Origin of the sequence: Rubinisphaera italica, from assembly GCF_007859715.1 — a bacterium.
Lineage (GTDB): Bacteria > Planctomycetota > Planctomycetia > Planctomycetales > Planctomycetaceae > Rubinisphaera > Rubinisphaera italica.
Genome location: NZ_SJPG01000001.1, coordinates 2,436,261 through 2,462,696, shown reverse-complemented (window position 1 = coordinate 2,462,696; position 26,436 = coordinate 2,436,261). Strand labels below are relative to the sequence as shown.

Sequence of the window (26,436 nt, the reverse complement as noted above, 5' to 3'; positions counted from 1 at the left end):
TTTTACTTTCACAATATATTACATGTGTGCAGAGAATTGACAGCACTGCAATATTGCTCACGAAGAGTCCACTGCCCTGCTGAACAGACCTTCAATTCACTCAGCTATGCAATACAGGTGAGTAAGTGTTCTTAGGAAGATCGCATTGCCTTTGACTGCTGCAGAAGCCATGCACCCCGAGTCCAGCGTATTTTCTGAGACCAGTTCAAATGTCTCGCCCATTTTGAAGACTGTGGTCACGCCCTCTTTATTAGACACGTAAACATTTCCATTTGCCAGGAGTGGTGAAGCAGAATATTGTCCAGGAAAACGCTCCTGCCAGATTTGCTCTCCAGTTGTCGCATCCAGCATCGTAGCGATCCCCGCATCTCCAACGAAAAACAGATCATTATCAACAAGTAACAGCGAAGGCGTTTTTGGAATTTGACGATCCGCAGTCCAGACAACATGACTCTCGGTCACATCCCCTGCTCCATCGTATTTCACTGCGACCAAACGGGATTGCATGAAACTGGTGCAGACATATGCCATTCCATTTCCAATCACAGGTTTGGGAACAGTTGAAAATCCTAACTGTCCATAACCAGCTTTCCAAAGTTCTGTTCCAGTCGCCGGATCATATCCATACACCCAGTTCGCGGCTGGGGAAATGATTTGATCTTTTCCATTAACGGCCTGAATCGTGGGAGTACCATATGCTTTCTTCATTTCCGGTTTAGGATTCATTTCCCCCGAACGATCTGTTTTCCAAACGACATGCCCATCGTCTTTATTCATCGCGGTCAGAAATTGGAAATCGATTCCATCAAAATGAATAATCAGCAAATCGTTCCATAATACTGGAGAACTCCCAGGACCATTTTGGTGATCGACATGCAATTCCTGATTTTGCCATAAAATTTCTCCCGAAGCCGTATCGATACAGCAGGTGCCGTAATCGCCAAAGTGACAATAAAGCCGTCCCTCGGAAATGACGGGCGTTGGGGATGCATAACTGTTCGTTGCATGCTTGGGATTGGCTCCCGGAAACTGAAAACATTCTACGTCATGCAAAAGTTCTCCTGTGTTGACATCGAAAGCGATAGCTTTGAGTGTCAGAGGACCACCAAACTGAATGCCACGTGGGTTCGCCAATTGAGCTAATTTGGCTTCTTCTTCCTCGGCAGAGAGCGGCTCGACAATCGCGGTGGTCATCCAGATTTGATTCCCGGAAATCACCGGTGAAGAGAACCCCTCTCCAGCAACCGGCACCTTCCAGCGAACATTTTCCGTTTCACTCCATTGGGTGGGAAGCTTGGCATTCTCTACGTGACCGTTGCCTTCGGGGCCTCGAAACTGAGGCCATTCGTCGGCTGCGTTGGCAGTACCTGTCACTGCAATTATGGTAATCAGCCAGCAGTATAGATGGTGCATTGTTGATTCCGATTCTCTTATTAAGTTCAGGTAGGAAATTGCCCAGGCAATCTTTTCAGGGAGAGCGACTCAATTTTCCGTCAAACTAAAATTCAGTTCTTAACCGCTTAACGGATGGACAATTAGAATAACTTTCTTTATCGTCAACATCAATCAATACTAATGCATGTATTGCTTAATCGAGCATACAACAATCAACGGATCGATTTTTCCCTTCTGACAGAAAGAGATCGTTATGAATCAGAATTCTTCTAATAATGCTCCTGATCATCACAACAAAGTGTCTCGTCGAAAGTTTCTCCAAACAACGTCCATCGCAACGGCAGCTACGTTAACGACTCCATTTTTTGTCCACGCCGAGAAAAAGTCGGGTGGCTCTGAAACGATTATTGGAAGTGGCGAACACACCTATCGTTGCATTCACAATTGGGGAAACGATTCTCTCCCAGCCGACCATAAATATGGGAATGCCTCCCATGGTACTGCAATCGATGAGCAGGGATTGATTTACATCACTCACTATGGAAATCCGGGCTCGGTCTTCGTGTTTGATGCCAAAGGAAAGCTTGTCAAAACATTGGGAGATATCCACGCCGGTCATGGGCACGGCATCGATATTCGCCGCGAAGGAAATCAGGAATTCATTTATCTTTCACCCAGCGAAAGCAATCTCTCGTTCGCAAAAATCACTTTGGACGGAGAAGTCGTCTGGCAGCGTGGCAAAGATGCCCTGAATAAAGTCAGCGGTGTCTACGACGAACCGGGCATTCGCTATCGACCAACGAACATCAGTTTTCGTCCGGATGGCGGGTACTACCTTGGAGATGGCTACGGGAGTAATTATCTGTTTGAATACGATAAATCCGACAAGTTTGTCCAGGCTCTCGGTGGCAAAGGAAATGCTCAGGGACAGTTCAGTACTCCTCACGGACATTGGCTCGATACACGTCATGGAGAGCCAGAACTGGTTGTTGCCGACAGAGCCAATAAACGCCTGCAGTGGTTCCATCTGGATGGTACTCATGCAAAAACCCTGGAAGGCTTTTTGTTCCCTGCCGATATCGATACCCAGGGCGACTTAATGCTCGTGCCCGATTTACACGCCCGCATAACTATTCTGGACAAAGACAACCAAGCCGTCGCTCAACTGGGCGATGATGTCACCTGGCGAAATGAAGTACTCGACAATAAGAACAAAATGCGCGCCTCACCCGACAAATGGCAAGCCGGAAAATTCGTTCATCCTCACGATGCCTGCTTCGATAAAGATGGTAATATCTTTGTTGCGGAATGGGTTGTCGGCGGACGAGTAACAAAACTCGAAAAGGTCAGCTAAGAAGCGGATTTGAATTTGCTATAGTGCTCTGTACCCCTTAAATAATAGTGGCACACAACTACAAAGCGAGCCGAGTTATAACTGACTCGGCTCGCTTATTTTGTGAGATATGGACTTCCCCAAGAATAGTGGGCGCCCAAAAGAGAGTGTAAGCTCTCCGAGAGGAGTCGACTATGTCGGGATCATCACAGGCTGGAAAACGGACGCGGCGGCGTTATTCTGAAGAGTTTAAGCGGGATGCCGTGGGACTGGTGACCGAGCAGCATTATCCGCTGGCCGAGGCGGCTCGACGCCTGGATATTCATGTCAGTGTTTTACGCAACTGGAAAGAGAAGTTCATGAGCGGCAAAGAATCGAAGTCCAACGAGAAGTTGTTTGAATCCGAACGTGAAGAGTTGCGACAGCTGCGCGAGGAGAATCGTAAGCTGAGAATGGATCGAGAGATTTTAAAAAAAGCAGCAGCCTTTTTCGCGAAGGAAAATCAGTGAGATTTACCTTTATTGATGACCATGAAGAAGACTTTGAAGTAGCTCGGATGTGTGAAATCTTCGAGGTTTCCCGGAGTGGATATTACACCTGGAAGAATCGTCCGATGAGTATACGCCAGGAGAATCAACAGGAGTTGACACAGGCCATGAAGGAGATTCATCAGGAGACACGAGAAGTGTATGGCTCTCCTCGGATGCATAGAGAATTGCTGGAACGCGGCTATGAGGTCTCAGAGAATACGGTGGCCAAATTGATGAATCAGGCTGGAATTCAGGCAAAAACCAGGAAGAAGTTCAAAAACACCACGGACTCGAATCATTCCCGGCCCGTGGCTGAGAACCATCTGGATCGTCAGTTTGATGCCGTGACAAAAAGCAATGAAGTTTGGCTGAGTGACATCACCTGCATCTGGACTGAGGAGGGCTGGTTGTACCTGGCAGCAGTGCTGGATATGTATACGCGCAAAGTTGTAGGCTGGTCGATGGCCGAACGCATGACCTCAGACCTGGTGGTCAATGCCTTGAGGATGGCAGTGGATCAGGAGGCCGTGTCGAATGCAGACCTCAAAGAATTAACGCTTCACTCAGACCGCGGGAGTCAGTACGCTAGCGAGGATTATCAACAGGTGTTGACCTCGATGGGAATCACCTGTTCGATGAGCCGGAAAGGGAACTGTTGGGACAACGCTCCCATGGAGTCATTTTTTGCGACGTTGAAGAAAGAGCTCGTTCATCATGAGCGATACAAGAAGCGTTCAGAGGCTCGATCGAGCCTGTTTGAATACATCGAAGTGTTTTATAATCGAGTACGGAAACATTCTGCACTGGGCTATCTGAGCCCTGCGCAGTTTGTACAAGTGACTTAACCATTACCCCGCGCCCACTATTCTTGGGGAAGTCCAATAATGACATGAGAGTGAGGCTCTACTCACTCAAGCTGACAACATCTTGAGAAACTCGCCGGGCCGTGGCATTAGTGCCTGACTTTTCATTCACTGCCCTGACCTTCGTGATTGCTTTCACAGGAACAGTAATTGACTCTTCTAAATTCAGGCTAGCCTCGATAATGCCTTCACCTACGTCAGTGGATGTCAACTTGAGTGGAAATTCATAAGATTCGCCAGGACTGGGAACGTCAATCTGCCTTACCAATTGGGGACCAACCTCATGCTGAACGCCTTTCAAGAGGCCAATCGTCAATTCTGAAGGGTTAAAGGTTTTGTCACTATTGTTCTCGACGAGAATCATGACATCGAAATCTTGACCACTTTCGACTTCTACCGGAACTGTGACCGAAACAGAGACATCAGGAATGATCACATTGGTTGCAGTCGCCAGGGTCTCAAAGACCTGGATCGAAGACTCCGATTTCAGCATCGCCAGATTTGTTGGCGCGAAACAGGAAATCTCTATAGAACGAGTTTCTGCAGGTAGCAAATCTCTTATAATCCAGAATAATGCCTCATCCATCAACGTTGCCTTGGGTGAAGTCTTGTCAATTAAATCCAAATCCGCACAATGCTCGGAAACATGAACCTGGGAAATCTTTTCACTCCCCTCATTGGTTACCTCCAGGAAATAGGTCAGTTTGTGCTGCCCAGATGTCTGAGAAGGATATCGCTTTCGCAGTGTGACCATTTTTGAAGTAATCACATTGGGTTGCTGCGTGTCTTCGACACGATCCTGTGGAACGGGACTACGAATTTCACTTGGAGCCTGCCTTTCCGCTGAAGTCAACCATAGTTGACGAGGGGGCTGGAATGCAAAACCGAAATCACTTACAGAAGCCAGTTGCCAGCGGCTGGAAGCCAGCGAGACTAAATCAACGTTGCCTGAATATCGACTCTGAATAACATTCGATTGAGTTAACTCGGAATATTGATAATCGGCAATCAGTTCCGTTGTTGAAGATTCGATCAACAATTCCGGCTTGAGAGTCCATGTTCGAGGAGCCACGGGAACGGAAGGTTTTTCCTCAGGCGGAGGAGCGAACATCGCGAAGGGATCTTCAAATGGTTTCGGCTCCGGCTTGGGCGCAGGTTTTTCAACAACCGGCATTTCATAAGCAACCTGCATAATTTCGACGGGGTAAACCGCTTCAATAACGCGAGGTTCGATCTCCATGACGGTATCGACTTGTGGATCGATTTCGGGTGTTGCAGCAGCGACAAACTGAACGGCTTTCACTTTCCGAGGCTTGACGACAACGGGGTCAGATATTGTCCCCAGGAAGAGTAGAAACACCAAGAATAGCGCCAGATAACCGGCAATCGCCGTCAATCGCCAGGACTGATCTTCATCACCCTTGAGCAGTAAATAGCCCTGTAACTGAGTTCGACGGCTGTATCGAGTCCAGTATTCAAGGATATCTCGTGAGTCCCTGCGGGACCAATCGGGGGGACAAGGATTAATATGCACTGCGCGACTCCCTTCGGCAGAAAAAATTCAAGCTCAAAAACTAATTGTATTTTCTACCAAGGGTTTAGCACAAGTTCAGTTTGAGTGTTCTTAATATTGCTCTGGGATAGGATGATTAAGATCAGCATTCCGAAATCAAATGCTCATTTTCAATCTATTACTGGAAACTCAACCCATCAACGCTTATCTTTATGAATTCCCTCAACTAAACGAGAGAGATCCTGAATACGATGGGCTAGATGCGCTAATGTGTTTCGCTCACACAATTTCAAATTCTTAAAAGGTAAATATTATGTCAGAAATATCTGGTTCCAATGGCGTGAACCGTCGTGATTTCATTAAAACAACAGGCACCGCGGCTGCAGTTGCCGCTGGTGTGAACGCAATTCCACTGGCTAAAGCTCAGGCGGCTGGCAGCAACGAGCGGATTCGTATTGGCTTCATTGGACCGGGGGGACGCGGGTTTGGTGCTCACGTTAAAACACTGGCCAAGCAGAAAAATGAAGGCTCGAATATCGATCTGGTCGCAGTTGCTGAAGTTTACAGCGAACAACGCGATAAAGTCGCCGACTACATCAAAAAAGAAAATGGCAACGAACCGGCTAAGTATGTCGATTATCGCGACATGATCGAGAAAGAAAATCTCGATGCGGTCTGTATCGGAACTCCAGATCACTGGCATTGCAAGCAGATTGTCGACAGCCTGAATGCCGGTCTGCATGTCTACTGTGAAAAGCCGATGACAAAGTTCGTCGAAGAATCATTACAGGTTGTTGATGTCTGGAAAAGCACCGGCAAAGTGATGCAGGTCGGTGTGCAATCGACTTCCCTGCCCGTCTGGAATCAGGTTCGTGAACTGCTCAACGAGGGTAAGCTCGGAAAAGTTCTGCAGTTCCAGACCGAATACTTCCGCAATTCAGATATGGGACAGTGGCGTTATTATGCTCTCGAAAAGCAGATGACACCAAAGAATATCGATTGGAAACGCTGGCTGGGTGTTGAAGAAGGCTTGGCAGAAGACCGGCCATTCGACCGCGCTGTTTACAAGCAGTGGCGCCGCTTCTGGCCTTATGGTTCAGGCATGTTTACCGACCTGTTCGTTCACCGAACGACTTCGATGCTCAAAGCCACCGGACTGAATTTCCCGGGCCGCGTCGTCGGAGCCGGAGGGTTGTATCTTGAATATGATGGCCGGGATGTTCCCGATGTCGCAACAGTCTGTGCTGACTTTAACGAAGGCGTCCAGGGTCTGATCAACGCCACGATGTGTAATCAGGAATCACGCATCACTCAGTTGATTCGTGGTCATTACGGATCGTTTGTCTTCGGAAACGGCGAGCAGTTCGACAGCTTTAAGTTCATTCCAGAACGATCACAGGTCACCCATGACAGCAAGTTGAAGGAAGAAGATATTCCCGTCGAAACGCCAAAGGAATCGACAACCTATCTCCATTTCAAAAACTGGGTCGATGCCATCAATGCCAACGATCCCAAAGCCTGTAACAATCCACCGGACTTAGGAGCAGCTGCGATCGCAACCGTCATTCTGGGCGCTCGCAGTTACCGGGAAGGTCGCGTGTTCCACTTCGATGCCGAAACCGGTACGATCTCCGATGGCAACGAAAGCTGGGCCAAAAAATGGGAAGCCATTTCCGAAGCCCGTGGCCAAGCCAAGCACATTCCCGGCTGGACGGCAGGAGATTATGGCTCCACGTTATCTGAGCCGGAATACATGAAGCTGGCTGGTCCATGGATCGATGGCAAGCCACCAGAAAATTCATAATCAAAGAATTCGACTGCGTTGCAGTGAGTCACATGAAGCAGCCGTACGGTTTCCCACCGTGCGGCTGCTTTTTTTATGACTAATTATCAAGCTCATTCATATCGATACAATCAAAATCAGCATTAGCACTGCCCTAATCCATCAAGTCAAATCGTGGATTTGCGACTTATCTGATTTGCAAAGGCATTACGCTAAGTTTTTCAACAGACTCCTGAATGAAACCTATGCTAAGAAATATGATTTTAAGTTTGTAATGATTCTGGAGTTTTGATGAGTGAATTGATTCGAGTCCTGGTAATTGATGACGATGCTGCCTGGCAGAAAGTCATGCTTTTACTGTTAGCCAGACGGGGCGACTTTGACGTTCACGCCGTGATGAATTTGCAGGAAGCCAGGGCTCAGCTCAAAAAGAATCCCTACGATATTGTGATTTCTGACCTGGAATTGGCAAGCAGTGGCCGCTTGGTTGAGAATGGTCTGGATGTTATCTCAATCATTGAAGAGGAGGGTTTGGAGATTCCTGTGATTGCTGTCACTGGCAACGGAAATGAAACTTCTGTCGTTGAAGCCCTGCAGCGTGGAGCAGCAAATTATATCTCAAAATTTAACGTCCGAGATCATCTCTACAAAACAGTTGACTCGGTCGTACAAACGATTGGTCAAAGAAAACTGAAATCGAAACTGCTTGGATCAATTGTTGAGCTCAAACTTCGTTACTGCATTCATAATGACATCCGTTTGATTTCTCCCTTCATCGAAGAGTTGAAGTCGAATTTGTCTTCCCGTACAGAATTATCGACCACCACCATTACCCGGATACTCATCTCTGCTGAAGAGGCTCTGATGAATAGCATCGTACATGGAAATTTAGAGATCAGTTCTGAAATCCGAGAAACTTCGATGGCTGAATATCACGACATGATCGAGACACGTGCGCAAGATCCTCAATATCAAAATCGACGAGTTTCCCTGGAAATCAGTTTGAATCCAGTACGATTTCAACTCACGATTCAAGATCAGGGAATCGGGTTTGATCTTTCAAACATTAAAGATCCCCGTGATGAAAAATACATCAGCCGAGCGAGCGGTCGAGGGATGTTATTGATGCAAACTTTTATGGATTCCGTCGAATACAGCGATCACGGTCGTTGCATCTGCATGACCAAGATGATTCCGCAGAATATGCCAGAATCGGACCAGAAATTGAATGCATTGAACTTCTGCAAGCCCTGCTAAAAATTCAATCACTCGCAATTCGAAAACACAGCGACAAGCGAGTGAATCAACTCACTCGCTTGTCGCTTCATGCTTTCAAAATTTCGTTCGCTGATTCGCGCATCGATCGATTCTCATCGGTCAGTCACATCGAATCATTCATGTCATCCATCCAGTCCTGCAATGCTCGGACCTTCGGCGTTGGGTTAGAGGCAAAGGCTTCGAGAGCATCAATCACTGCCAGACATCCCGGCAAGGTCGTTACGCATGGCACACCATAAGCAACTGAGGCGGCTCGAATTCGACCTTCATCTGTTGATGGGCCGCGTTTACTGGGCGTGTTAAAGATAAAGGCGATTTCATCGTTTGCCATATAATCGAGCAAGTTCGGACGGCCTTCCTGAACCTTCCTAACAACATGCACTGGAATGTCAGCAGCCTGCAATGCAGATGCGGTTCCAGAAGTGGCCACGAGTTCGTAACCGAGTTTGCTCAAGCGACGAGCAGGCTCGATGATTCGGTCTTTAAACTGACCGGCCATACTGATAAAGATTTTTCCGCTTTCGGGAATGATTGAACCCGCAGCGATCTGACTTTTTGCAAAGGCTTCTGCAAAGGTTTCAGAAATCCCCATAACCTCGCCGGTCGATAACATTTCTGGGCCGAGAACAATATCGACACCTGGAAAGCGGGAGAATGGAAAGACAGATTCTTTGACAGAAGTATGTTTCGGAATCATCTCCGACGTAACCCCCTGCTCTTTTAGCGAGACACCCGCCATCACTTTTGCGGCGATGCGAGGCAATGAGATCCCCGTGGCCTTGGAAACGAACGGCGAAGTCCGACTGGCTCGTGGGTTCACTTCGAGCACATACACATCCATATTGCCATCCTGCTCTTTGACGGCATATTGAATGTTCATCAGGCCACGAACTTCGAGTTTATCTGCCAGGGCATAAGTCGCCTGACGAATTTCCTCAATGGTCTTCTCGGGAAGCGAATGCGGCGGGATGGCACAGGCGGAGTCACCCGAGTGGATTCCGGCTTCTTCAATATGCTCCATAATCCCGCCAACGATAGTCGTTTCTCCATCGGAAATCGCATCGACATCGACTTCGATCGCATCCTGTAAAAACTTATCAACGAGTACAGGTCGATCCGGAGACGCATTGACCGCCTCAGTCATATAACGAATCAGTTCAGATTCCTGATAGCAGATCTGCATCGCACGTCCGCCAAGCACATAACTGGGACGCACTAGCACGGGATAGCCGATTTGAGCGGCTGTCGACTGGGCTCCTTCGACATCACTGGCAATACCATTCGGCGGTTGCTTCAAGCCAATGGAGTTCAAGATCTCCTGGAATCGTTCACGGTCTTCAGCGGCATCGATACTGTCTGGCGTTGTCCCGATGATTGGCACTCCGGCTGCTTCTAGCCCCTTCGCGAGATTCAATGGAGTTTGACCACCGAACTGAACAATCACGCCATCTGGTTTGATGCGATCACAAATATTGAGGACATCTTCGAGGGTTAATGGCTCGAAGAAGAGAATGTCTGAAGTATCGTAGTCGGTCGAAACCGTTTCAGGATTCGAGTTGACCATGATGCTCTCGATGCCAAGATCTTTGAGAGCAAATGCCGCCTGACAACAACAGTAATCAAATTCGATCCCCTGCCCGATGCGGTTCGGACCACCACCTAGAATCATGATTCGCTGTGGCTTCTCAGGTTTTCGAGCCGGCGATTCATCTTCCTGCTCATAGCTCGAATAGTAATAGGGAGTGTAGGCTTCAAACTCAGCCGCACAGGTATCAACTTGTTTGAAGACCGGTTCAAGCCCCTGCTTTTTACGATAATCGCGAATCTGCAGTTCAGAAACATTCCACCAGCCCGCGAGTTGCTGATCGGAAAAACCTGCTTTCTTGGCTTTGACAAGAAGTTCCATAGGGCAGGACTGAACGCTGCTATACTTTTTCAATTCCAACTCAAGTTGAACGATTTCTTCGAGGTGCCGCAGGAACCAGAAATCGACTTGAGTCAGTCGATGCACTTCTTCGATCGACATGCCCGAGAGCAACGCATAGCGGATGTAGAAGACTCGATCTGAGTTCGGAATGGAAAGCTTGCTGCGGATCTCATCTTCTTCAGGGCGAAGTGAACTTTCCCATAAGTCTTTCTTCCCGCCACCGAGTCCAAAGTGACCGATTTCCAGGCCTCGTAGAGCTTTCTGGAATGATTCCTTGAAAGTTCGGCCAATCGCCATCGTTTCGCCGACGGATTTCATCTGAACTGTCAGAACAGAATCAGCGTCTGGGAATTTTTCGAATGTCCAGCGTGGGAATTTTGTCACCACATAATCGATTGTCGGCTCGAAACAGGCGAGTGTTTCGCGAGTGATATCGTTCGGAATTTCATCCAGAGTGAACCCAACTGCTAATTTGGCTGCGATTTTGGCAATCGGAAAACCCGTCGCTTTCGATGCCAGAGCACTTGAACGGCTGACACGTGGATTCATCTCAATAATAATCATTCGCCCGGTTTCGGGCTGAATCGCAAACTGGACATTGGATCCACCTGTCTCAACTCCAATTTCACGCATGCAGGCAATCGTGGCATCCCGCATCATCTGGTATTCTTTGTCAGATAGAGTTTGTGCAGGAGCGACAGTAATCGAGTCGCCTGTGTGGATGCCCATTGGATCAAAGTTCTCAATGGCGCAGATAATGACACAGTTGTCATTCTTATCCCGCATCACCTCCATCTCATACTCTTTCCAACCGAGAGCAGATTCATCAATCTGAACTTCTGTCACTGGAGAGAGCTTGAGTCCCTGACGAATTTTCTCTTCAAACTCCTGCCGGTTGTAGGCAATTCCACCACCAGAACCACCCAAGGTATAACTGGCGCGAATAATCAGAGGTAGGCCGATTTCTTCAAGCACTGCCAGTGCTTCGTCCATCGTGTGCACAATCTCCGAGCGAGGGACATCGAGACCGATACCAACCATCGCCTTTTTGAACTGTTCACGCTCTTCGGCTTTGGCAATGACCTTTGCATCGGCTCCGATCAATTCGACATTGTACTTTTCCAGAATCCCTCGATTGTAGAGATCCATAGCCGTGTTCAAGCCGGTTTGTCCACCTAATGTAGGCAAAATCGCATCCGGCTTTTCAATTTTGATAATCTCTTCCACATACTGCCAGGTAATCGGCTCGATGTATGTCCGATCTGCCGTATCGGGATCGGTCATAATTGTGGCAGGATTGGAATTCACGAGAACGACTTCATAGCCCAGTTCTCGAAGAGATTTACAGGCTTGTGTGCCGGAATAATCAAATTCGCAGGCTTGTCCAATGACAATTGGTCCTGATCCGATGATTAGAATTTTGTGCAGATCGTCGCGACGCGGCACGTTTCTCCTACCTTCCCTCTTGAAGTCTTAGTTGCGAACACATTCTCAGAATCGTGATCTGCAATCCCTCGCAGAATTCTCTGCTGTTCATCCAGATTGAGTCTATCTCTTATCGAAGCGCATGGAAACCACGTCAGATTAACAGTCCTATGCTCAGATGCAACCGAGAGAACCCGAAGTGAACACTTCCCTGGAAAGTTCGCACATCAAATCAAACAGCATTGATGAATGTGAGTACAAAATTTCTCATATGTGTTTACGATGACATTGCGTATCGCAATTTACTCTGTGAGCAATAATATTTTGTATAATACAAGCTCGAAGCCCGGGTGAGCGTGGTCAACGATTGATACATTCGCCTGTACGATTATTTCCCTAAATCGCTGCATTTGCTCAGGCAAAACGCGTAAAATTGATTTTGGAAATGCGCCAGCGGCACACAACCCGAATTTTATATTGGAACAATGAACTCCTGCAGTTTGCAGATTACTGTAGCGGCTTTTTCATGGTTTGAGCCCTATATTTCCAGTCAATCACCGTCTACACATTCATAGAAACGGCTATATGACCCAGCTCAACTGAACATGATCATGGTTTCAATTCCGTTTAAATTCTGAATTCGAAGAATTGAGATCGAATTGTTGGCTCATTTCCATAAAATGAACAAGTGCCAGTCAACTCATTTTATTCATAGGAGATCAAAACATGCCTGCTCAAACTTGTGCGCAATTGACCGCCAGCAAATGTGTCCCTTGCGAAGGGGGAGTCGATAAATTAACGGGCGAACAAGCCGAAGAACAAAATAAAGAACTAACCGGTTGGGAAATCTGCCATAATGGAGAAAGAATCCGAAAGCATTGGACCGTAAAGAACTTTATGGCTGGTCTCGATTTTTTTAATTCCGTGGCCGAAATTGCTGAGACCGAGGGGCATCATCCTGATTTGCACATTTCCGGCTATCGGAATGTCGAAATTGAGATCTGGACCCATGCAATTGGCGGATTGTCTGAGAACGATTTTATTCTTGCTGCGAAAATCGATCAGCTGCCAGTCAATTTGAAAAACTCGTAAAAGATCTGACCAGATTCAGTCAGGTTCCGAGATTTTTTTTAGCGTTTTAGCGAGTTCCACTTCCAGTTCCAGAAGTTGATTCCAGCGATCCCAGGGAATTCTGGCATAATCCATTGGTTGCGCACTGACTGGCCCTTGAGAACCTTCCATCGTGTTTTCATCAACATTGTTATCGTTGAGACCCCGTGACTCCAGGATCTGGAGCATTCGAGCGTGGAGGTAGGCCAGCAAATCGGCTAATTCACTCCGACTATGAAGAGATTCCATTTGAGGGATCGGCGGACATCCTCCCGGAAATGCCGCGGCAGGATGACCATGGTCATCGAATAGACCAATGGTATCCATGTTTGAGGCACCATGTTGTGATCCCGAATCGACGACATCGATTCCGGAAAGTGTATTTCCAGTATCGATCAGGCGATGAGATTCGAGACTCTTCTTGTGCAACTCATTGCAGTGTTCGGCGATTTCTTCCTGGGAGCCGAACAGTAAGACGCAGCGACCAATCGTAATGAGATCACCGGGACGCAGTACGGTCATTTGTACGGGTAAACCGTTAACGCGAGTCCCGTTTGTGCTTTGCAGGTCTGTCAGAATGATTCGGTCAGAATCCTGCTGAATTTTTACATGACAACGACTGATGCGTTCATCGTTCAACTGAATTGCGTTGTCTTCTTCGCGACCAATTGTAATTGGTACGCGTATCCCGGAATGAACCTGACCACGCTCTAATCCCTGGATCACTTGTAAAGAGATTCTTGCCATACTCTGAGCCTTAATTCTGCTGGATTACAGAGTAGATCTGCAATTCCTCATCTGGTGTGCCCGTTTTCACTCTCTGTTACCGATATGAGTTTAAAACTGAGGAATATCATGGCAGGATTTCACTGTGCAGGCCAGCCTCAATCGATAGAGTTCTCACATTCCTGGCTAATTCGAAATGAGTGACTCGGCATTTTCAGAAGCTGTTGATGCAACCGAAATCGCTGGTTGAGTAACTGGATCGAGAGTAGGCATCTGACTAAAGAAGGTCACCAGCATTTGATCGTACTCTTCAGGATACTTAGACCGAGCCCCATTGTGAGCCACTCGCGGGACAATCCAAAGCGTTTCACATTGCTTACCCAGCATTTCCTGAATTCGCTGAGCAATCGTGACGGGGACATAACTGTCGTTTTTGCCAGCAATCAACATGACATGCTTATTCTTCATTTTTGTAAACGGCTCTGAAGAATTCAGGTATCGGCAACCTTTTCGGAACTGCTGAATAAAGAAAGCGATTTCGACAGTTGAAGTCGCATGCCACATGGTTCTACGTACTTGGATAATCCACTCTGGAACAATCAGCCGTACCCAGCGATGCACATAATGCATAACGAGCAGATAATTCGTGTAACCGCTGTCTGCACAAACATAATCAATGTCAGGATGGTTGCGAGCGGCCATCAAGGCAGTGGCTCCTCCCCTGCTAACCCCGAGAACACCAAGTGGTAAATCCACAAAAGATTCCTGGTCCTTCACCCAGTTCACGATCGTATGAAGATCTTTGACCTCAAATTCGGAGACCCAGTGAAGTGGCTCGTATCGCTTGTAATGATCGCTCTCACCCTGATTACGAAAATCGAACGAAACAATGATATAGCCGGCATCCATCAGCCCCTGGCAATAGCGAACAGCAGACCAGTGATTCGAGAGTGTTTCCGGGCAGAAGATAATAACTCCCTGAGGAACCTCTCCTTCGGAATGATAAATACTACCTCGGAGAGTGACACCGTCATCGGTGACCGTTTCAAATAATGTGGCTTGCTTTTGCGGCAAGACTTTCACGACATTGAAAGGAGGCATGCTATCGAGCATAGCCAATGCTTTGCGTCCATACACAATACGGAGAACCACATCGACAGAAAGTATCGCCAGAAAGGTGCCGACAAGAATCTGAATTGCCATTTCGCCTGTCCTGCGGCATACAACGGATCATGCTCTCTTGAGCAGTAAGCATTCATGATTAGAAAACTCAGAGGAGTAGTCCAATTTTAAACGCTCCGCGTAATGACGTCCCTTATTTGAAGTATCTATCTGCTAAACCGCACAGAAAAGCAGTATCGTCTAATAGGATAACAATTTCCGATTCAGAATCGAGTAGAAATCAGAACCATTTCCTGGCGGTTTAGTTGATTAGCCGGAAAACTCACCCAAAATCAGCGAAACATTCTGACCGCCAAATCCAAAACTGTTGGATAAAGCATACTTCGCCTGGGCTTCTCTGGCTTTGTTGGGGATATAATCCAGATCACACTCTGGATCGGGGGTTTCGTAGTTCATGGTAGGTGGGAGGACATTGTCACGAATGGCCATCAGGCAGGTGAGTGCTTCGACACTTCCCGCAGCTGCGATTAAGTGTCCCATCATACTCTTAATACTGGAGACAGGTGTCTTTTGTGCTGAGGCACCCAATGCTCCTTTTATCGCCATCGTTTCGACTTTGTCGTTAACTGAAGTGCTCGTCCCATGAGCATTGACATAATCGATCTGATCGTTGTTCAAACCAGCATCCCGTAATGCCATTTCGATGCAGCCGATCGCGCCCCGCCCTTTAGGGTGAATATCCGTGATCCTGTATGCGTCTGCAGTACTGCCATATCCGAGTACTTCACCGTAAATTTTCGCTCCTCGTTGTTTGGCATGCTCCAGCTCCTCGAGAATCAACATGCCAGAACCTTCTCCAAGGACAAATCCATCCCGATTCTTATCGAACGGTCGAGAGGCGTGCTGAGGATCCTCATTACGTGTAGAAAGTGCGGTGAGCAAGTTGAAACCAGTCACACCGAAGGGATGGATCATGCTGTGAGATCCACCAGAGAGCATTGCAGTCGCTTCACCGCGACGAATCAGCTCGGCAGCTTCGCCGATCGCCTGACTGGAAGCAGCACAGGCCGTTAAACAGTTCAAATTGGGCCCCTGAGCATTAAATAATGCTGCAAGATGCCCCGCTGGCATATTTGGCTCCTGCTCCACCTCAAAATAGGGATTCAACTGCTGGAGACCAAGTTCAGTGAAACGCTCCAGATCGATTTCGCCATCATGCTCTGAATTGGAGATAATCTTCATGAAGAGTGGAAAATCCTGCTGCCCTTCACCGGCACCGAGATAGATGCCAAACATGGTTGGATCTAAATCGCCTTCCAGAATTCCGGAATCTTTGACCGCCTGAGAAGCCGCCCCGATCGCAAATTTCGTATTGCTGGTTGAATGCTGATAAGGTGTTGAGTCATCGACATAATCAGCAAGATCGAAGCCTTTTACCTCAGCGGCAAAGCGAGTGGGAAAAGAAGAAGCATCAAAGTAAGTGATTGATCCTACTCCTGATTTTCCTGCCTGCAGTGCCGACCAGGTCGTTTCGATATCGAGGCCCAGAGGAGTAATGCATCCAATACCGGTAATAACAACGCGTTTTCTTGTTGACATGCTGGCGATCACTTGAACCCCTCGTTCGGCGACGAATCAAATTAGATAGTTTATTCTAAATCATGGATCGCAGATGGCAATGTCTTTTACAACCATCCAGCTGATTTTAGCTTCACTGAGCCCCGCTTGGGCTCGACATTGGTACTCAAAAAGCTGCGACAGACTCAATCATCGTGCAAATTCATATAATTGGCATGCAAATGAACTTACAATGACCGACAATTTCTTACTTCAAGGTTTGCTATTTGGAATTTTCCGGCGCTGTTGACGTTTGATTTACAGCTTCGCTCATGCTGTCCACGTCCAAAATGCTCATCAGCCCCATAGAAAACACAAAGTTTTTCTGATCGATCGCCTGAGCCATTGATGAGTCCATCTGGTCCAGGTGAGCAAAAATGATTTCCCCTTCAGTGACAAGTCTGTCACCAACATGGGCAGTACAGTTGACGCGGCCGCCTTCTTCGTTGGCTTCAATCAAATCCGCATGATAGCGAAGCTGATCTCCGGGGCATGCATGGCTGTGAAATTTAATTTTGGGAACTTTAGCCAGAATGACAATGTGTTCAAAGTTGAACTTTTCGCCGAGCAGAATCCCCCCGGTTTGGGCCAGACCTTCCACGATTAAAGAGCCCGGCATGACTGCAAAGCCCGGAAAGTGATCGTGAAGATGCTCTTCTGCCAGTGAGACATTTTTGATCGAAGTTGCGGAAATTCCCGATTTGAATTCCACAAAGCGATCCACCCAAAACCAACGCATGGTGTCAATTCCGCAAGTAAGCCGAGTTAATTATAAAAACACACTCAAAGATGAGAAAATCCGCGCAGATACAAAGCAATGGGTATCGATAACGACCCAAGTCATCGAGACCCATTTTCTTTGCTCGTCACAGAAAAATAACATTCTCTCAATTAGCTGTTGAGCTTATTGGAGATGAAATTGCAGATCATCTGAACGGTGAACAGGTTTTGAATGTTCTCGACCTGGGGATCATCAGCCAGCTGATCGATGTCGGCATGTGGCATTTTTTCTCGTAATTCTGCCAGCCCCGCTTCAGTCACCTGACCATCTTTTACGAAATCGGAATTAGCAGCTGCCAAATTCTCCGGGAACAATTCCCCACGGGGAATTTTGATATCGAATGTTTTTTCCAATCGGAAAACGATATCGAGAAAGTCAATCGACTCAGCTCCCAAGTCACCGACCAGAGTCGCTTCGGGTGTTACTTCATCGTCATCCACACCTAAGGCGTCAATCAGGGTTTCCTGAACCTTAGAATAAATTTCTTCACTAGAGGGCATTCTTCAACTCTCCAAGAGACAAACTGTTTTGAATGTCTATGATTCTTTCATCCCAACAACAGTCCCCGAAGCTCCGTACGGCGAACCGACTGTCAAGTCGAATACTGCATTCAACAGTTGTCGTCAGTGCTCACTCCTGAAATATACCAGCCAAAACATAACTTCGAGTGGTGAGCAAACTCGAACTTACGCTCACTCTTTTCTGTCTCGTTATCCGGTAAAAATACGCGATGACTTGAGAACAGAATATCATAACGGCAAATGTGACATTGGTCCTCGTCGCAAATGCTGTCATGTGTGCGTATCGTATCATCTATCTGAGGGAATTACGAGATTTATATGCCCCCGAGTGTCAAACCACCGTCAATTGTGAGGATTTGACCGGTCACATAGGATGCTCCGTCACTGGCCAGAAATAGAGCCGCATTAGCGATGTCTTCGGCTCGCCCCAAACGTCGCAGGGGAATCATCTTCTTGATTTCACTTTCAGCGGCGTTGCGGACAGCTTCTGTCATATCAGTTTCAATAAAACCAGGAGCGATCGCATTGACAGTGACACCTCGTTTTCCCAATTCTGTTGCCATACAACGAGTTAAGCCCTGCACTCCACCCTTACTGGCAGCGTAATTCACTTGTCCCTGATTGGGGAATTCTGCAGCAACACTGGACATATTAACAACTCGACCATACCGCTGCGACATCATTTGTCTTGTGACAGCCCGACAGAAATAGAAGACGCTGTTGAGATTGGTGTTGATGACATCCAACCAGGCATCGCCGTCCATGGTCGCCATTAAACCGTCTTTGACGATTCCGGCATTGTTGACTAGCACATCAATCCGGTCCCATTTTTCAATCAGAGACTCGACCAGTGCATCGACCTGATCTTTCTGAGACACATCGCATTGATGAGCAGTGACTGTCTGAAAACCTTCTCCGGAAAGTGTCGCAATGACATCCTCAGCCGCTGTTTGATTCGAGTGATATACAAATGCAACCTCGGCTCCTTCACGGACAAAACCCTCAACAATCGCTCGTCCAATACCACGGCTCCCCCCGGTGACAAGGACTTTTTTACCTTCAAATCTCATGTGCTTCTCCTCTTGGTCAGGATGAATCCCTAATGGAGATTCACTCCTGAATGTTGAATTCTCTTAATATTTTCGAAGATCGACTGACCGACGAATTAGTACGATCGATCTTGAGTCACTGCTCTGCTCAGGCAGCCTCAGGCGTTGTTTTTATAGGTCGAAACACGTTCCAGTTCAGACCATGACAGTTTCATATGCTCGATCAATCGTCGATCATTTTCTGCAAAATTTTGGTCACGATCGGCCAGATTGAACTGCTTGAGAACCAATCGAGCACTGACAACTTCAGTCTCCCGAACTTTCCCCTGAGCCTTTAAAGTCCAGGTCTCATTGTCCGCTTTGTGTTTCTGCACATTGACGATGAGTTGATCACCGGGCGCAACAAAACTCTTAAAACGAAGAGCTTTGGCTTCATCCAGAAGAATTGTGCTGTATGCAAAATCGGTGTCCAGACGCATTAACCAGGCCCCTGTCTGCACCAGAGTTTCGAGCATCATGACACCAGGCATCACTGGAAAGCCAGGAAAATGATCGGCCAGATACTCTTCTGATCGTGTCAAATTCTTGACAATTGTGATTGATGAACCGGGATCGAACTCGGTAACGCTATCAATTAATGAAAATCTCACTAAGTTCTCCAGCAGGTCTCTCTGCAGACTTCACTCTATTAGAACCATTTCAGTACTATGAAGCGACACAATAGCTCTCTCATACACCGAATTTCAATCGTTAAGCCATTGCACAAGAGAATTTCGGCTCGATACTAGTAGTACAATCGGACCATCTGTTATTGTGTTCACACAACTACAGGTCCTATCTTACGTCTCTATCCAGATTTCAGGTTGGCAATGAGAATGTTCATACAACAATCTTTCTTAAATTCGGTTCAAAAAGTTACCCCCTTGATTCTCTTCGGGATAATCAGTGGATTACTGGTGCTACCAGTTGGTTGTGGCGGTGGTGGGGATGAGGGGGTCTCATCTGCACCGGCCCCGCCTGCTCCCCCAAAACCAGCCTCAGCCGTCGCACCACCTGCTCCTGCGATTGGTCGGGAAGGAAACCCAGCTCAGAATAATAAAGTGACAAACAAACCAGTCGAACTCGATGTTTCCGAAGAAGACCAATCCAATCTCTTCGTCGCAAACACTTCCGGAAATTTTATGCAATTGGATGGATCGCTATTCAATCAAAAATACGATCAGCGAAATCAACTCGCCTTTGCAAATCCTCCTGGAGTCACAGGAAACCACTTCACAATTGCTGCCCAGCCACAAAACGTGGTATCGGGACAAAGGGGAGCTTTTAATTTACCCCCCAATTTTAAAGAACTCCCCGAATTCGGTTATGATGCAACCGGCTGGCCCTTACGAATTCAATGTAATGTTGATCAATCCGTTATGGCTTACATACCCGAGGGGGTCTTTATCCAAGGGAAAAATGGAGCTGATCCGAAAGTCGGTCCTGAACATCCGGCCTTTGTTTCCGCTTACTATATGGATATCCATGAAGTGACAAATGAAAACTTCAGTAAGTATCGGGAGTACCTGTCAGGAATAGGAGAGCGGTCACCACAGAGTGCATTGAGCGAAGGGAGCGGGCCGACGATGCCAGTCTCCGGAGTCCTCTGGCGAGATGCCAGTGCTTATCTTGAATTTACAGGAAAGCAATTGCCCACAGAATCCGAGTGGGAAAAAGCGGCACGCGGAGCAGGCGGATTCGATCATCCCTGGGGATTCGGCCGAGCCGCCTGGCAGAAGCCGCGAGAACTCATGCAAATTTCAACGCCAATGACATACCCTGCCGACAAAAGCCCCTATGGCGTTTTCGATATGGCGGGAAATGTTAAAGAGTGGTGTGCAGACTGGTACGCTCCCAATGCCTACCAACTCGCACTTTCCACTGATGGTTCTGTCCCCCGAAACTGGGAAGGACCAAAATCTTCTGAACCCAAGTCGACACACGTTATCAAAGGTAATGGAGAGAACTGGACCTTGTGGCATCGGGAAGGCGCCAGTATGACAGATCGAGATCCACAAGTTGGCTTCCGCGGTGTATTACGGTTGCCTCGTCAATAATCTCCTGATGAATTTGCCAGCATTATTGGTATTTCCAGTATGTAACTTTCCAACAATTGGCTCTCGATGAATTGGTTTCTCCAGATGAGAGAAACTTCTTGGTCGAATTGCCACCTTTTGTGATTTCCTACATTTAAAATTCCGTTGTGAAGTCTTTTCTTATTGACGTGAGCCTGCTGCATGCCTGCCGATCCTCAACGACAATTTGCAATCGAGATTGTCAATCGACTGGTCGAGGAAGGCTATGAAGCTTACTGGGCTGGTGGCTGTGTTCGGGATTTTTTACTGGGAAATAAACCGAAAGATTATGATGTTGCGACGAATGCCCTCCCCCTGGATATTCGCCGCATTTTCGGTCAACGAAAGACTTTGGCTGTCGGGGAAAGCTTTGGAGTAATCGTCGTTCTAGGGCCTTCAAAAGAAGCTGGTATGATTGAAGTGGCGACGTTTCGCTCAGATGGAAACTATCTGGATGGACGGCGCCCCGAATCTATTGAATTTTGCTCTGCCCAGGAAGATGCAAAACGTCGCGATTACACAATTAATGGTATGTTTTTTGATCCTCGAAATAATCAGGTTCTCGACTATGTTGGTGGTCAGGAAGATTTGAAAGCTGGCCGCATTCGAGCGATTGGTAATCCTGTCGAGCGGATGACCGAAGATAAACTCCGCATGCTACGCGCAGTTCGCTTCACTGCGCGATTTGGATTTGATCTGGATGAGCAGACCGCTCAGGGAATTCGCAGAATGGCTTCCGAAATCGAAGTCGTAAGCCGAGAACGAATTTCTCAGGAACTTCGCCTCATCCTGGCTCATCCCAATCGAATGCTTGCAGTGCAATTGCTGGAATCCTTGCAGTTGCTGTTTCCAATATTCCCGGTGCTTGAAAGCCTCTGGAAACCTAAAGTCGCTGAAGTCATCCATCAAATGCTTCTGGCTCAGCAATCAGACTCCTTTGAACTGGCCATGGCAATTCTTTTGAGTGTCGTCATCGAGAATGAAACTAATTCAGAAACGGTTCTCAATCAGTTCTGCCGAGATTTGAAACTTTCCAATTCAGAAATCGAAACGATCCACTGGCTACTGATACATCGTCATGTCCTCAAAGATGCTAACCGTCTCCCTTTGCATCAACTCAAACCACTCCTGATCAATCCGAATTGTGAACTTCTTCTGGAGTGGATGCATATCGCTGCCAAAGTGCAGAACAGTAAGTCAACTGATGTCGACTTTTGTCGCGAGTACCTCAACAAGACCTCGAAAGAAACTCTCGCTCCCCCACCACTGGTTACAGGGCAGGATCTCATTCAAGCTGGATTGAAACCCGGTCCCGATTTCGCAAACCTGCTCAAGAGGGTCCGTAATGCTCAACTTGATGAACAGATTGCGACCCGCGAAGAGGGCTTGACGCTTATTGGGCTGTCAGAAAATGACTGAGTCCTCATTCTTCCAAATTAAGAACTCCTAATTAAACTTGATCCCGTCAAATCAACTTTGATGGACAGGGCGATCCTCTTTAGACCATTTCAAATGGTATCTGCAGTCGCATGGACGCCAAATGTCCAAGAACGCTGTGTTTGCTCCTGCTGAACGCTGCTGGTATTTTTTGAATATGATCTAGAAACATTCGCAGTGAATTCAATTTTGACAATTGCCAGGCGTCCTGAGAAGAACGCTACTGGAGTTGACTCGGGATTTGAAATTGTATTTCCAATGGCTTAGATTCGATTGAAATTGCACTCCAGTCTTTCAATTCTTCAAAGGAAAAGACCGCAATCGCAGCCGTCGGAAAGGATCGGGTTATCCCCGACCATCGCTCAACAAGTGTTTCCAGCCCGGGATTATGGGCAATCACCAGAACCGTCTGGAATTCATTTTCCAGTTCCTGCAAATGCCTGACGATTTCATGAGGGGAAGACGCATAAAGTTTTTCTGAATATTCGGTTGGAATTTGCCGATCATAACCGACTTGTACGCATTCCAAAGTATGCCTCGTTCTTCGAGCCGTTGAACAAAGGCATTTCTCGATCTCAAAGCGATGAGATCGCAACCATTCCCCCATTAAAGGAGCGATTCTCAGTCCACGCTTGTTGAGTGGACGCTCGATATCGCTCAACCCTGTCTCTTTCCAGCTCGATTTGGCATGCCTCATCAGTATGACAATCCGCGGCATCAATCTACTCCAAAAGATGAACCTTTTCACCTCAAGCAGGATCTCAGGGTTAAGTCGATCATATCAAGTTCACTCGTAAATCGGAAAAAAGGTATTGAAAGCTGATTCCGCGAAGTCGCCAGGGTCATTGAAGCGACGGTTTTGATTTAACGACGAGATGGCGTGCATTTCTCCCGGAGTCAATTCAAAATCAAAAATAGAAATATTTTCGATGAGTCGATCCGGATTTTCTGTTTTCGGCACAATCGAAGTTCCACGCTGCACTCCCCAGCGAAGGACAATCTGTGCGGGAGTTTTTCCCAACTGCTTCGCAGCCGCTTTGACGACTGGCTGAGTCAGCACGGAATCATCTTGTGAAGCCATATCGAGAGAGAGATAGGATAATGCTCCCAATGGAGAAAAAGCCGTCACGGCAATCTCTTCTTCTTTGCAATATCGAATCAGTTTTTCCTGCGTGAGGTAGGGATGAGATTCGATTTGCAGAACTGCAGGGCGAATTCGAGCGTAACTGAGCAAATCGCGTATTAATGAAGTTCCGAAGTTCGAGACTCCAATATTTTTAACGAGTCCGGCATCAACCAACTCTTCCATTGCCTGCCAGGTTTCTGAAATGGGTACGGGGGTCGTTTCCATTTTAGGATGCTCGGCTTCGGGATCGAAAAACCAGCCGGGAGGATAGCGTTTTTCAATGGGCACGTACTTCAACGAAATCGGAAAGTGAATTAGATAAAGATCGAGCTGATCGACTTGCAGATCATGCAACGTCTTTTTGCAGGCTTCTTCCACATGCTCAGGAGCGTGAAACGTATTCCACAGTTTTGACGTCAGCCACAAATCATCCCGCTGACATTGTCCCTCTTTCAGAACAGAAGCAATCCCCTGCCCCACTTCGGTTTCATTGCCGTAATCGCAAGCGCAATCGAAATGTCGATAGCCTGCCTCGACAGCTTGTTTGACAATCGAAGGGATTTTCTGCGGATCGACTTTCCAGAAGCCATAACCAAGTTGCGGGAGTTGATCGCCAGTGTTGAGTTTGAGATATTCCATAGTCGATTTAATAGATTGAGAATAGGATAATAGAAATTAATTGAAACGAGGGTGGCGGGGGCGCTCCGCTTTAGGGGAAGCCCCAGTAAGTTCTACTGTTCGGGGGCTTCTCTTCAAGATCGCCCACTTCACCCTATATTGACTTAACTTCAAACGCCAGTCCAGTCTGGCAAATCACAAAGAGTGGGATCAATATAAAGGTGATGCCACAATTGCGTCGAGAGGGTTGCCATCAAGCCCATATCGAGAACATACCGTCGCATGGAACGCTTCCCACCTCGTTTTTGAACCTCGATCGCTCGTTGTACCCCCCGAGGATTGAAGTAACCTGATTTCTTCAAGGCTTCTTCGCTGAGCAATTGAGAGACCCATCGTGGAGAATCAGGTGCGAGGAAATTGGCCATCAGGTGAGCGCGGAACATGGTTTTCGGGCGACCAGAAATTTGCGTCGGCAAAGTGCGGGCGGCTACCTGACGCAATAACCATTTGTTCTGGCCTTTTCGCAATTTCATATCGACCGGAATTTGCGAGCAGAATTCCACCAGGGCTTCATCCAGGAACGGATATCGTCCTTCGACGGAACTGTTCATTGTGATACGATCCCCTTTTCCAGCCAGCAATAAACCGGGCAACATGATTTTGAAACCGGCATAGAGAGACTGATTCAATGAGGACCATTTGCGAATGCGGTCGTCGCAATTGCCGGGAACATCTTCGTAAGGAGAATAGTCTCCGACGGCTTTCCACATTTGATCGGAATAGAGGACTTCGCGAGACTGTCCAAGCAGTTCATAAGAAGTTTGCTGAGCAATACGTGTGCCGTGAAACGCTGCCATAGGTGCTTGATGCTTACGTCCACCACCTACAATGAGGGGGAGAACTTTTTGAAATAATCTCGGCAGAGGATGGCCTGGGAAATGGAATTTCTGAGCCATGCGAAACCAGATATAACCAGCCAGCAACTCGTCGGCGCCCTCTCCGGTCAATGCAACTTTGAATCCTCGTTCGTGAACGCGCTTGGCCAGCATCATCAGACAAGCGGTCGAGGTATCAAATATTGGACCTTCGGTGGCAACGATCTGTTCGGGAAACGCTTTCGCAATTTCAGTCGGCTTGATACTGAGGACATCAATCGGACAGTTGAGGACCTTAGCTGACTCCTCAGCCTGCTCCCGTTCATCGACCGGACCGGAATCTTCCAGTGAAAGCGTAAATGCCTGAATCGGCTTTTCACGAACACGCGAAACTGTTCCGAGAATCGTCATGGAATCGAGACCTCCGCTGATATAACAGCAGACGGGGACTTCGCTGAATAAGCGTCTGCGAACAGAGGCTTCCAGAATTTCCGCAAACTCTTCTTCGGCTTGAGCTGGATTCTTGAATTGTCGTTCGTCCCCAGCATCAGGAAAGTCGAGATCCCAATAACAGCGGACATTCATCTTCCCATTCTCGACCGTCAATTGATGGCCGGGTGGCAACATGTGGATCCCTTCGAAGCAGGTTCGACGCGTCGGCATACAAAAGAAATTGAAGAAGTAATCGAGCCCGAGTCGATCCGGTTGAGCTTTGACGAGTCCGCTGGCGAGCAAGCCTCGAATTTCTGAGGACCACAGCAGCCAGTTCCCCACAACCGTATAATACAGTGGTGCAATTCCGGCTCGATCGCGACCTAAAAGTAACTTCCGTTTCTTTTTGTCCCAAACACAAGCAGCGAATTGTCCACGAGCCTGCAGGAAGACATCATCTTCATGTTCTTCGTACAGATGCGCCCACGCTTCAGTATCACAATGCGTTTTAAACGTGTGGCCTTTTTGTATGAGCTGTTCCCGCAGAATGGGGAAGTCGAAGAGCTCGCCATTGAAGGCGACCTGAATTTGGCCATCTTCATTACTGATCGGCTGACGACCGTGCGCGACATCAATGATTGAAAGTCGTCGGGCACCGATCGCTAATCCGGGTTCAAAATACTTATGTTCGTCATCGGGACCGCGATGCTGAATCGCCTGACACATCTTTTCCAGTGTTGAAGCCGGAAACTCGGGCCTCCCATCCAGCGAAATCGCACCGACTATACCGCACACAAACAGCACCCTCCAGGACATAGATCAGAGTCACGGAGAGATACTAAACTCATCAACTCCGTGAGA

At 47.5% G+C, this 26,436-nt stretch carries 20 protein-coding genes; 7 read left to right on the top strand and 13 right to left on the bottom strand.

Going from position 1 to position 26,436, the window contains the following annotated elements; genetic code table 11:
* Positions 1–96: 96 nt before the first annotated feature.
* On the bottom strand, positions 97–1,413 hold the full coding sequence (locus tag Pan54_RS09325) for an outer membrane protein assembly factor BamB family protein (RefSeq protein WP_146503225.1): 1,317 nt from the start codon (positions 1,411–1,413) through the stop codon (positions 97–99).
* Positions 1,414–1,648: 235 nt separating this feature from the next.
* Here Pan54_RS09325 and Pan54_RS09320 point away from each other — a divergent pair, with 235 nt between their 5' ends.
* Positions 1,649–2,749 carry a twin-arginine translocation signal domain-containing protein gene (locus Pan54_RS09320; protein WP_146503224.1) on the top strand — a complete coding sequence of 367 codons (1,101 nt, stop codon included), beginning with the start codon at positions 1,649–1,651 and terminating at the stop codon, positions 2,747–2,749.
* 173 nt (positions 2,750–2,922) lie between these two features.
* Positions 2,923–4,103 (top strand): IS3 family transposase gene (locus Pan54_RS09315; protein WP_146501926.1). Its coding sequence is split into 2 segments (ribosomal slippage): positions 2,923–3,208 and positions 3,208–4,103, totalling 1,182 coding nucleotides; the frame shifts between segments, so codons are not numbered across the junction.
* 58 nt (positions 4,104–4,161) lie between these two features.
* Here the strand turns inward: Pan54_RS09315 and Pan54_RS09310 are convergent.
* Positions 4,162–5,655, bottom strand: coding sequence for a hypothetical protein (locus Pan54_RS09310; protein ID WP_146503223.1), 1,494 nt, complete (start codon positions 5,653–5,655; stop codon positions 4,162–4,164).
* 292 nt (positions 5,656–5,947) lie between these two features.
* On the opposite strand from Pan54_RS09310, the gene Pan54_RS09305 reads away from it, so the two are divergent.
* On the top strand, positions 5,948–7,438 hold the full coding sequence (locus Pan54_RS09305; protein ID WP_146503222.1) for a Gfo/Idh/MocA family protein: 1,491 nt from the start codon (positions 5,948–5,950) through the stop codon (positions 7,436–7,438).
* A gap of 270 nt (positions 7,439–7,708) precedes the next feature.
* Positions 7,709–8,674, top strand: a complete 966-nt coding sequence (locus Pan54_RS09300) for an ATP-binding response regulator (RefSeq protein ID WP_146503221.1) — start codon at positions 7,709–7,711, stop codon at positions 8,672–8,674.
* Positions 8,675–8,798: 124 nt separating this feature from the next.
* On the opposite strand, the gene carB is transcribed toward Pan54_RS09300, so the two are convergent.
* The gene (carB, locus tag Pan54_RS09295; RefSeq protein ID WP_146503220.1) at positions 8,799–12,068 is read right to left on the bottom strand and encodes a carbamoyl-phosphate synthase large subunit; all 3,270 of its coding nucleotides are present in this window, start codon (positions 12,066–12,068) and stop codon (positions 8,799–8,801) included.
* A gap of 705 nt (positions 12,069–12,773) precedes the next feature.
* Here carB and Pan54_RS09290 point away from each other — a divergent pair.
* Entirely contained in the window at positions 12,774–13,139 is a 366-nt protein-coding gene (locus tag Pan54_RS09290; protein ID WP_146503219.1) for a 4a-hydroxytetrahydrobiopterin dehydratase, read from the top strand.
* Between the two features lie 15 nt (positions 13,140–13,154).
* Here the strand turns inward: Pan54_RS09290 and Pan54_RS09285 are convergent, their stop codons facing one another.
* From Pan54_RS09285 to Pan54_RS09255, 7 genes are all read right to left on the bottom strand, one after another.
* Positions 13,155–13,904 carry an FHA domain-containing protein gene (locus Pan54_RS09285; protein ID WP_146503218.1) on the bottom strand — a complete coding sequence of 250 codons (750 nt, stop codon included), beginning with the start codon at positions 13,902–13,904 and terminating at the stop codon, positions 13,155–13,157.
* A gap of 165 nt (positions 13,905–14,069) precedes the next feature.
* On the bottom strand, positions 14,070–15,086 hold the full coding sequence (locus Pan54_RS09280) for an alpha/beta hydrolase (protein WP_146503217.1): 1,017 nt from the start codon (positions 15,084–15,086) through the stop codon (positions 14,070–14,072).
* A 228-nt stretch (positions 15,087–15,314) separates the two neighbouring features.
* A complete protein-coding gene (gene fabF, locus Pan54_RS09275) occupies positions 15,315–16,604 on the bottom strand; it encodes a beta-ketoacyl-ACP synthase II (protein WP_146503216.1) in 1,290 nt (429 codons plus the stop codon).
* Between the two features lie 241 nt (positions 16,605–16,845).
* Positions 16,846–17,361 carry a 3-hydroxyacyl-ACP dehydratase FabZ family protein gene (locus tag Pan54_RS09270; RefSeq protein ID WP_146503215.1) on the bottom strand — a complete coding sequence of 172 codons (516 nt, stop codon included), beginning with the start codon at positions 17,359–17,361 and terminating at the stop codon, positions 16,846–16,848.
* 152 nt (positions 17,362–17,513) lie between these two features.
* Positions 17,514–17,903, bottom strand: coding sequence for an acyl carrier protein (locus Pan54_RS09265; protein WP_146503214.1), 390 nt, complete (start codon positions 17,901–17,903; stop codon positions 17,514–17,516).
* Between the two features lie 335 nt (positions 17,904–18,238).
* Positions 18,239–18,994 (bottom strand): 3-oxoacyl-[acyl-carrier-protein] reductase, encoded by a 756-nt coding sequence (gene fabG, locus Pan54_RS09260; protein ID WP_146503213.1) that lies wholly within the window; start codon positions 18,992–18,994, stop codon positions 18,239–18,241.
* Between the two features lie 137 nt (positions 18,995–19,131).
* Entirely contained in the window at positions 19,132–19,623 is a 492-nt protein-coding gene (locus Pan54_RS09255) for a 3-hydroxyacyl-ACP dehydratase FabZ family protein (protein ID WP_146503212.1), read from the bottom strand.
* 273 nt (positions 19,624–19,896) lie between these two features.
* On the opposite strand from Pan54_RS09255, the gene Pan54_RS09250 reads away from it, so the two are divergent.
* Both Pan54_RS09250 and Pan54_RS09245 read left to right on the top strand, forming a co-directional pair.
* On the top strand, positions 19,897–21,069 hold the full coding sequence (locus Pan54_RS09250) for a formylglycine-generating enzyme family protein (protein WP_165441685.1): 1,173 nt from the start codon (positions 19,897–19,899) through the stop codon (positions 21,067–21,069).
* A 180-nt stretch (positions 21,070–21,249) separates the two neighbouring features.
* Positions 21,250–22,506 (top strand): CCA tRNA nucleotidyltransferase, encoded by a 1,257-nt coding sequence (locus Pan54_RS09245; protein ID WP_146503210.1) that lies wholly within the window; start codon positions 21,250–21,252, stop codon positions 22,504–22,506.
* A 238-nt stretch (positions 22,507–22,744) separates the two neighbouring features.
* Here the strand turns inward: Pan54_RS09245 and Pan54_RS09240 are convergent, their stop codons facing one another.
* The 3 genes from Pan54_RS09240 to asnB all read right to left on the bottom strand — a co-directional run bounded on the left by Pan54_RS09240 (position 22,745) and on the right by asnB (position 26,370).
* Complete coding sequence (locus Pan54_RS09240; protein WP_146503209.1) at positions 22,745–23,242, bottom strand: SixA phosphatase family protein; 498 nt, start codon at positions 23,240–23,242, stop codon at positions 22,745–22,747.
* A gap of 69 nt (positions 23,243–23,311) precedes the next feature.
* Positions 23,312–24,289, bottom strand: coding sequence for an aldo/keto reductase (locus tag Pan54_RS09235; RefSeq protein WP_146503208.1), 978 nt, complete (start codon positions 24,287–24,289; stop codon positions 23,312–23,314).
* 149 nt (positions 24,290–24,438) lie between these two features.
* Complete coding sequence (gene asnB / locus Pan54_RS09230; RefSeq protein ID WP_146503207.1) at positions 24,439–26,370, bottom strand: asparagine synthase (glutamine-hydrolyzing); 1,932 nt, start codon at positions 26,368–26,370, stop codon at positions 24,439–24,441.
* Positions 26,371–26,436 lie beyond the last annotated feature (66 nt).

What these genes read in the sequence shown, in the direction of transcription:
- Pan54_RS09325 (WP_146503225.1), bottom strand. Translation starts at nt 1,413, where the DNA reads ATGCACCATCTATACTGCTGGCTGATTACCATAATTGCAGTGACAGGT.
- Pan54_RS09320 (WP_146503224.1), top strand. Translation starts at nt 1,649, where the DNA reads ATGAATCAGAATTCTTCTAATAATGCTCCTGATCATCACAACAAAGTG.
- Pan54_RS09305 (WP_146503222.1), top strand. Translation starts at nt 5,948, where the DNA reads ATGTCAGAAATATCTGGTTCCAATGGCGTGAACCGTCGTGATTTCATT.
- Pan54_RS09300 (WP_146503221.1), top strand. Translation starts at nt 7,709, where the DNA reads ATGAGTGAATTGATTCGAGTCCTGGTAATTGATGACGATGCTGCCTGG.
- Pan54_RS09290 (WP_146503219.1), top strand. Translation starts at nt 12,774, where the DNA reads ATGCCTGCTCAAACTTGTGCGCAATTGACCGCCAGCAAATGTGTCCCT.
- Pan54_RS09285 (WP_146503218.1), bottom strand. Translation starts at nt 13,904, where the DNA reads ATGGCAAGAATCTCTTTACAAGTGATCCAGGGATTAGAGCGTGGTCAG.
- Pan54_RS09280 (WP_146503217.1), bottom strand. Translation starts at nt 15,086, where the DNA reads ATGGCAATTCAGATTCTTGTCGGCACCTTTCTGGCGATACTTTCTGTC.
- fabF (WP_146503216.1), bottom strand. Translation starts at nt 16,604, where the DNA reads ATGTCAACAAGAAAACGCGTTGTTATTACCGGTATTGGATGCATTACT.
- Pan54_RS09270 (WP_146503215.1), bottom strand. Translation starts at nt 17,361, where the DNA reads ATGCGTTGGTTTTGGGTGGATCGCTTTGTGGAATTCAAATCGGGAATT.
- Pan54_RS09265 (WP_146503214.1), bottom strand. Translation starts at nt 17,903, where the DNA reads ATGCCCTCTAGTGAAGAAATTTATTCTAAGGTTCAGGAAACCCTGATT.
- fabG (WP_146503213.1), bottom strand. Translation starts at nt 18,994, where the DNA reads ATGAGATTTGAAGGTAAAAAAGTCCTTGTCACCGGGGGGAGCCGTGGT.
- Pan54_RS09245 (WP_146503210.1), top strand. Translation starts at nt 21,250, where the DNA reads ATGCCTGCCGATCCTCAACGACAATTTGCAATCGAGATTGTCAATCGA.
- Pan54_RS09240 (WP_146503209.1), bottom strand. Translation starts at nt 23,242, where the DNA reads ATGCCGCGGATTGTCATACTGATGAGGCATGCCAAATCGAGCTGGAAA.
- Pan54_RS09235 (WP_146503208.1), bottom strand. Translation starts at nt 24,289, where the DNA reads ATGGAATATCTCAAACTCAACACTGGCGATCAACTCCCGCAACTTGGT.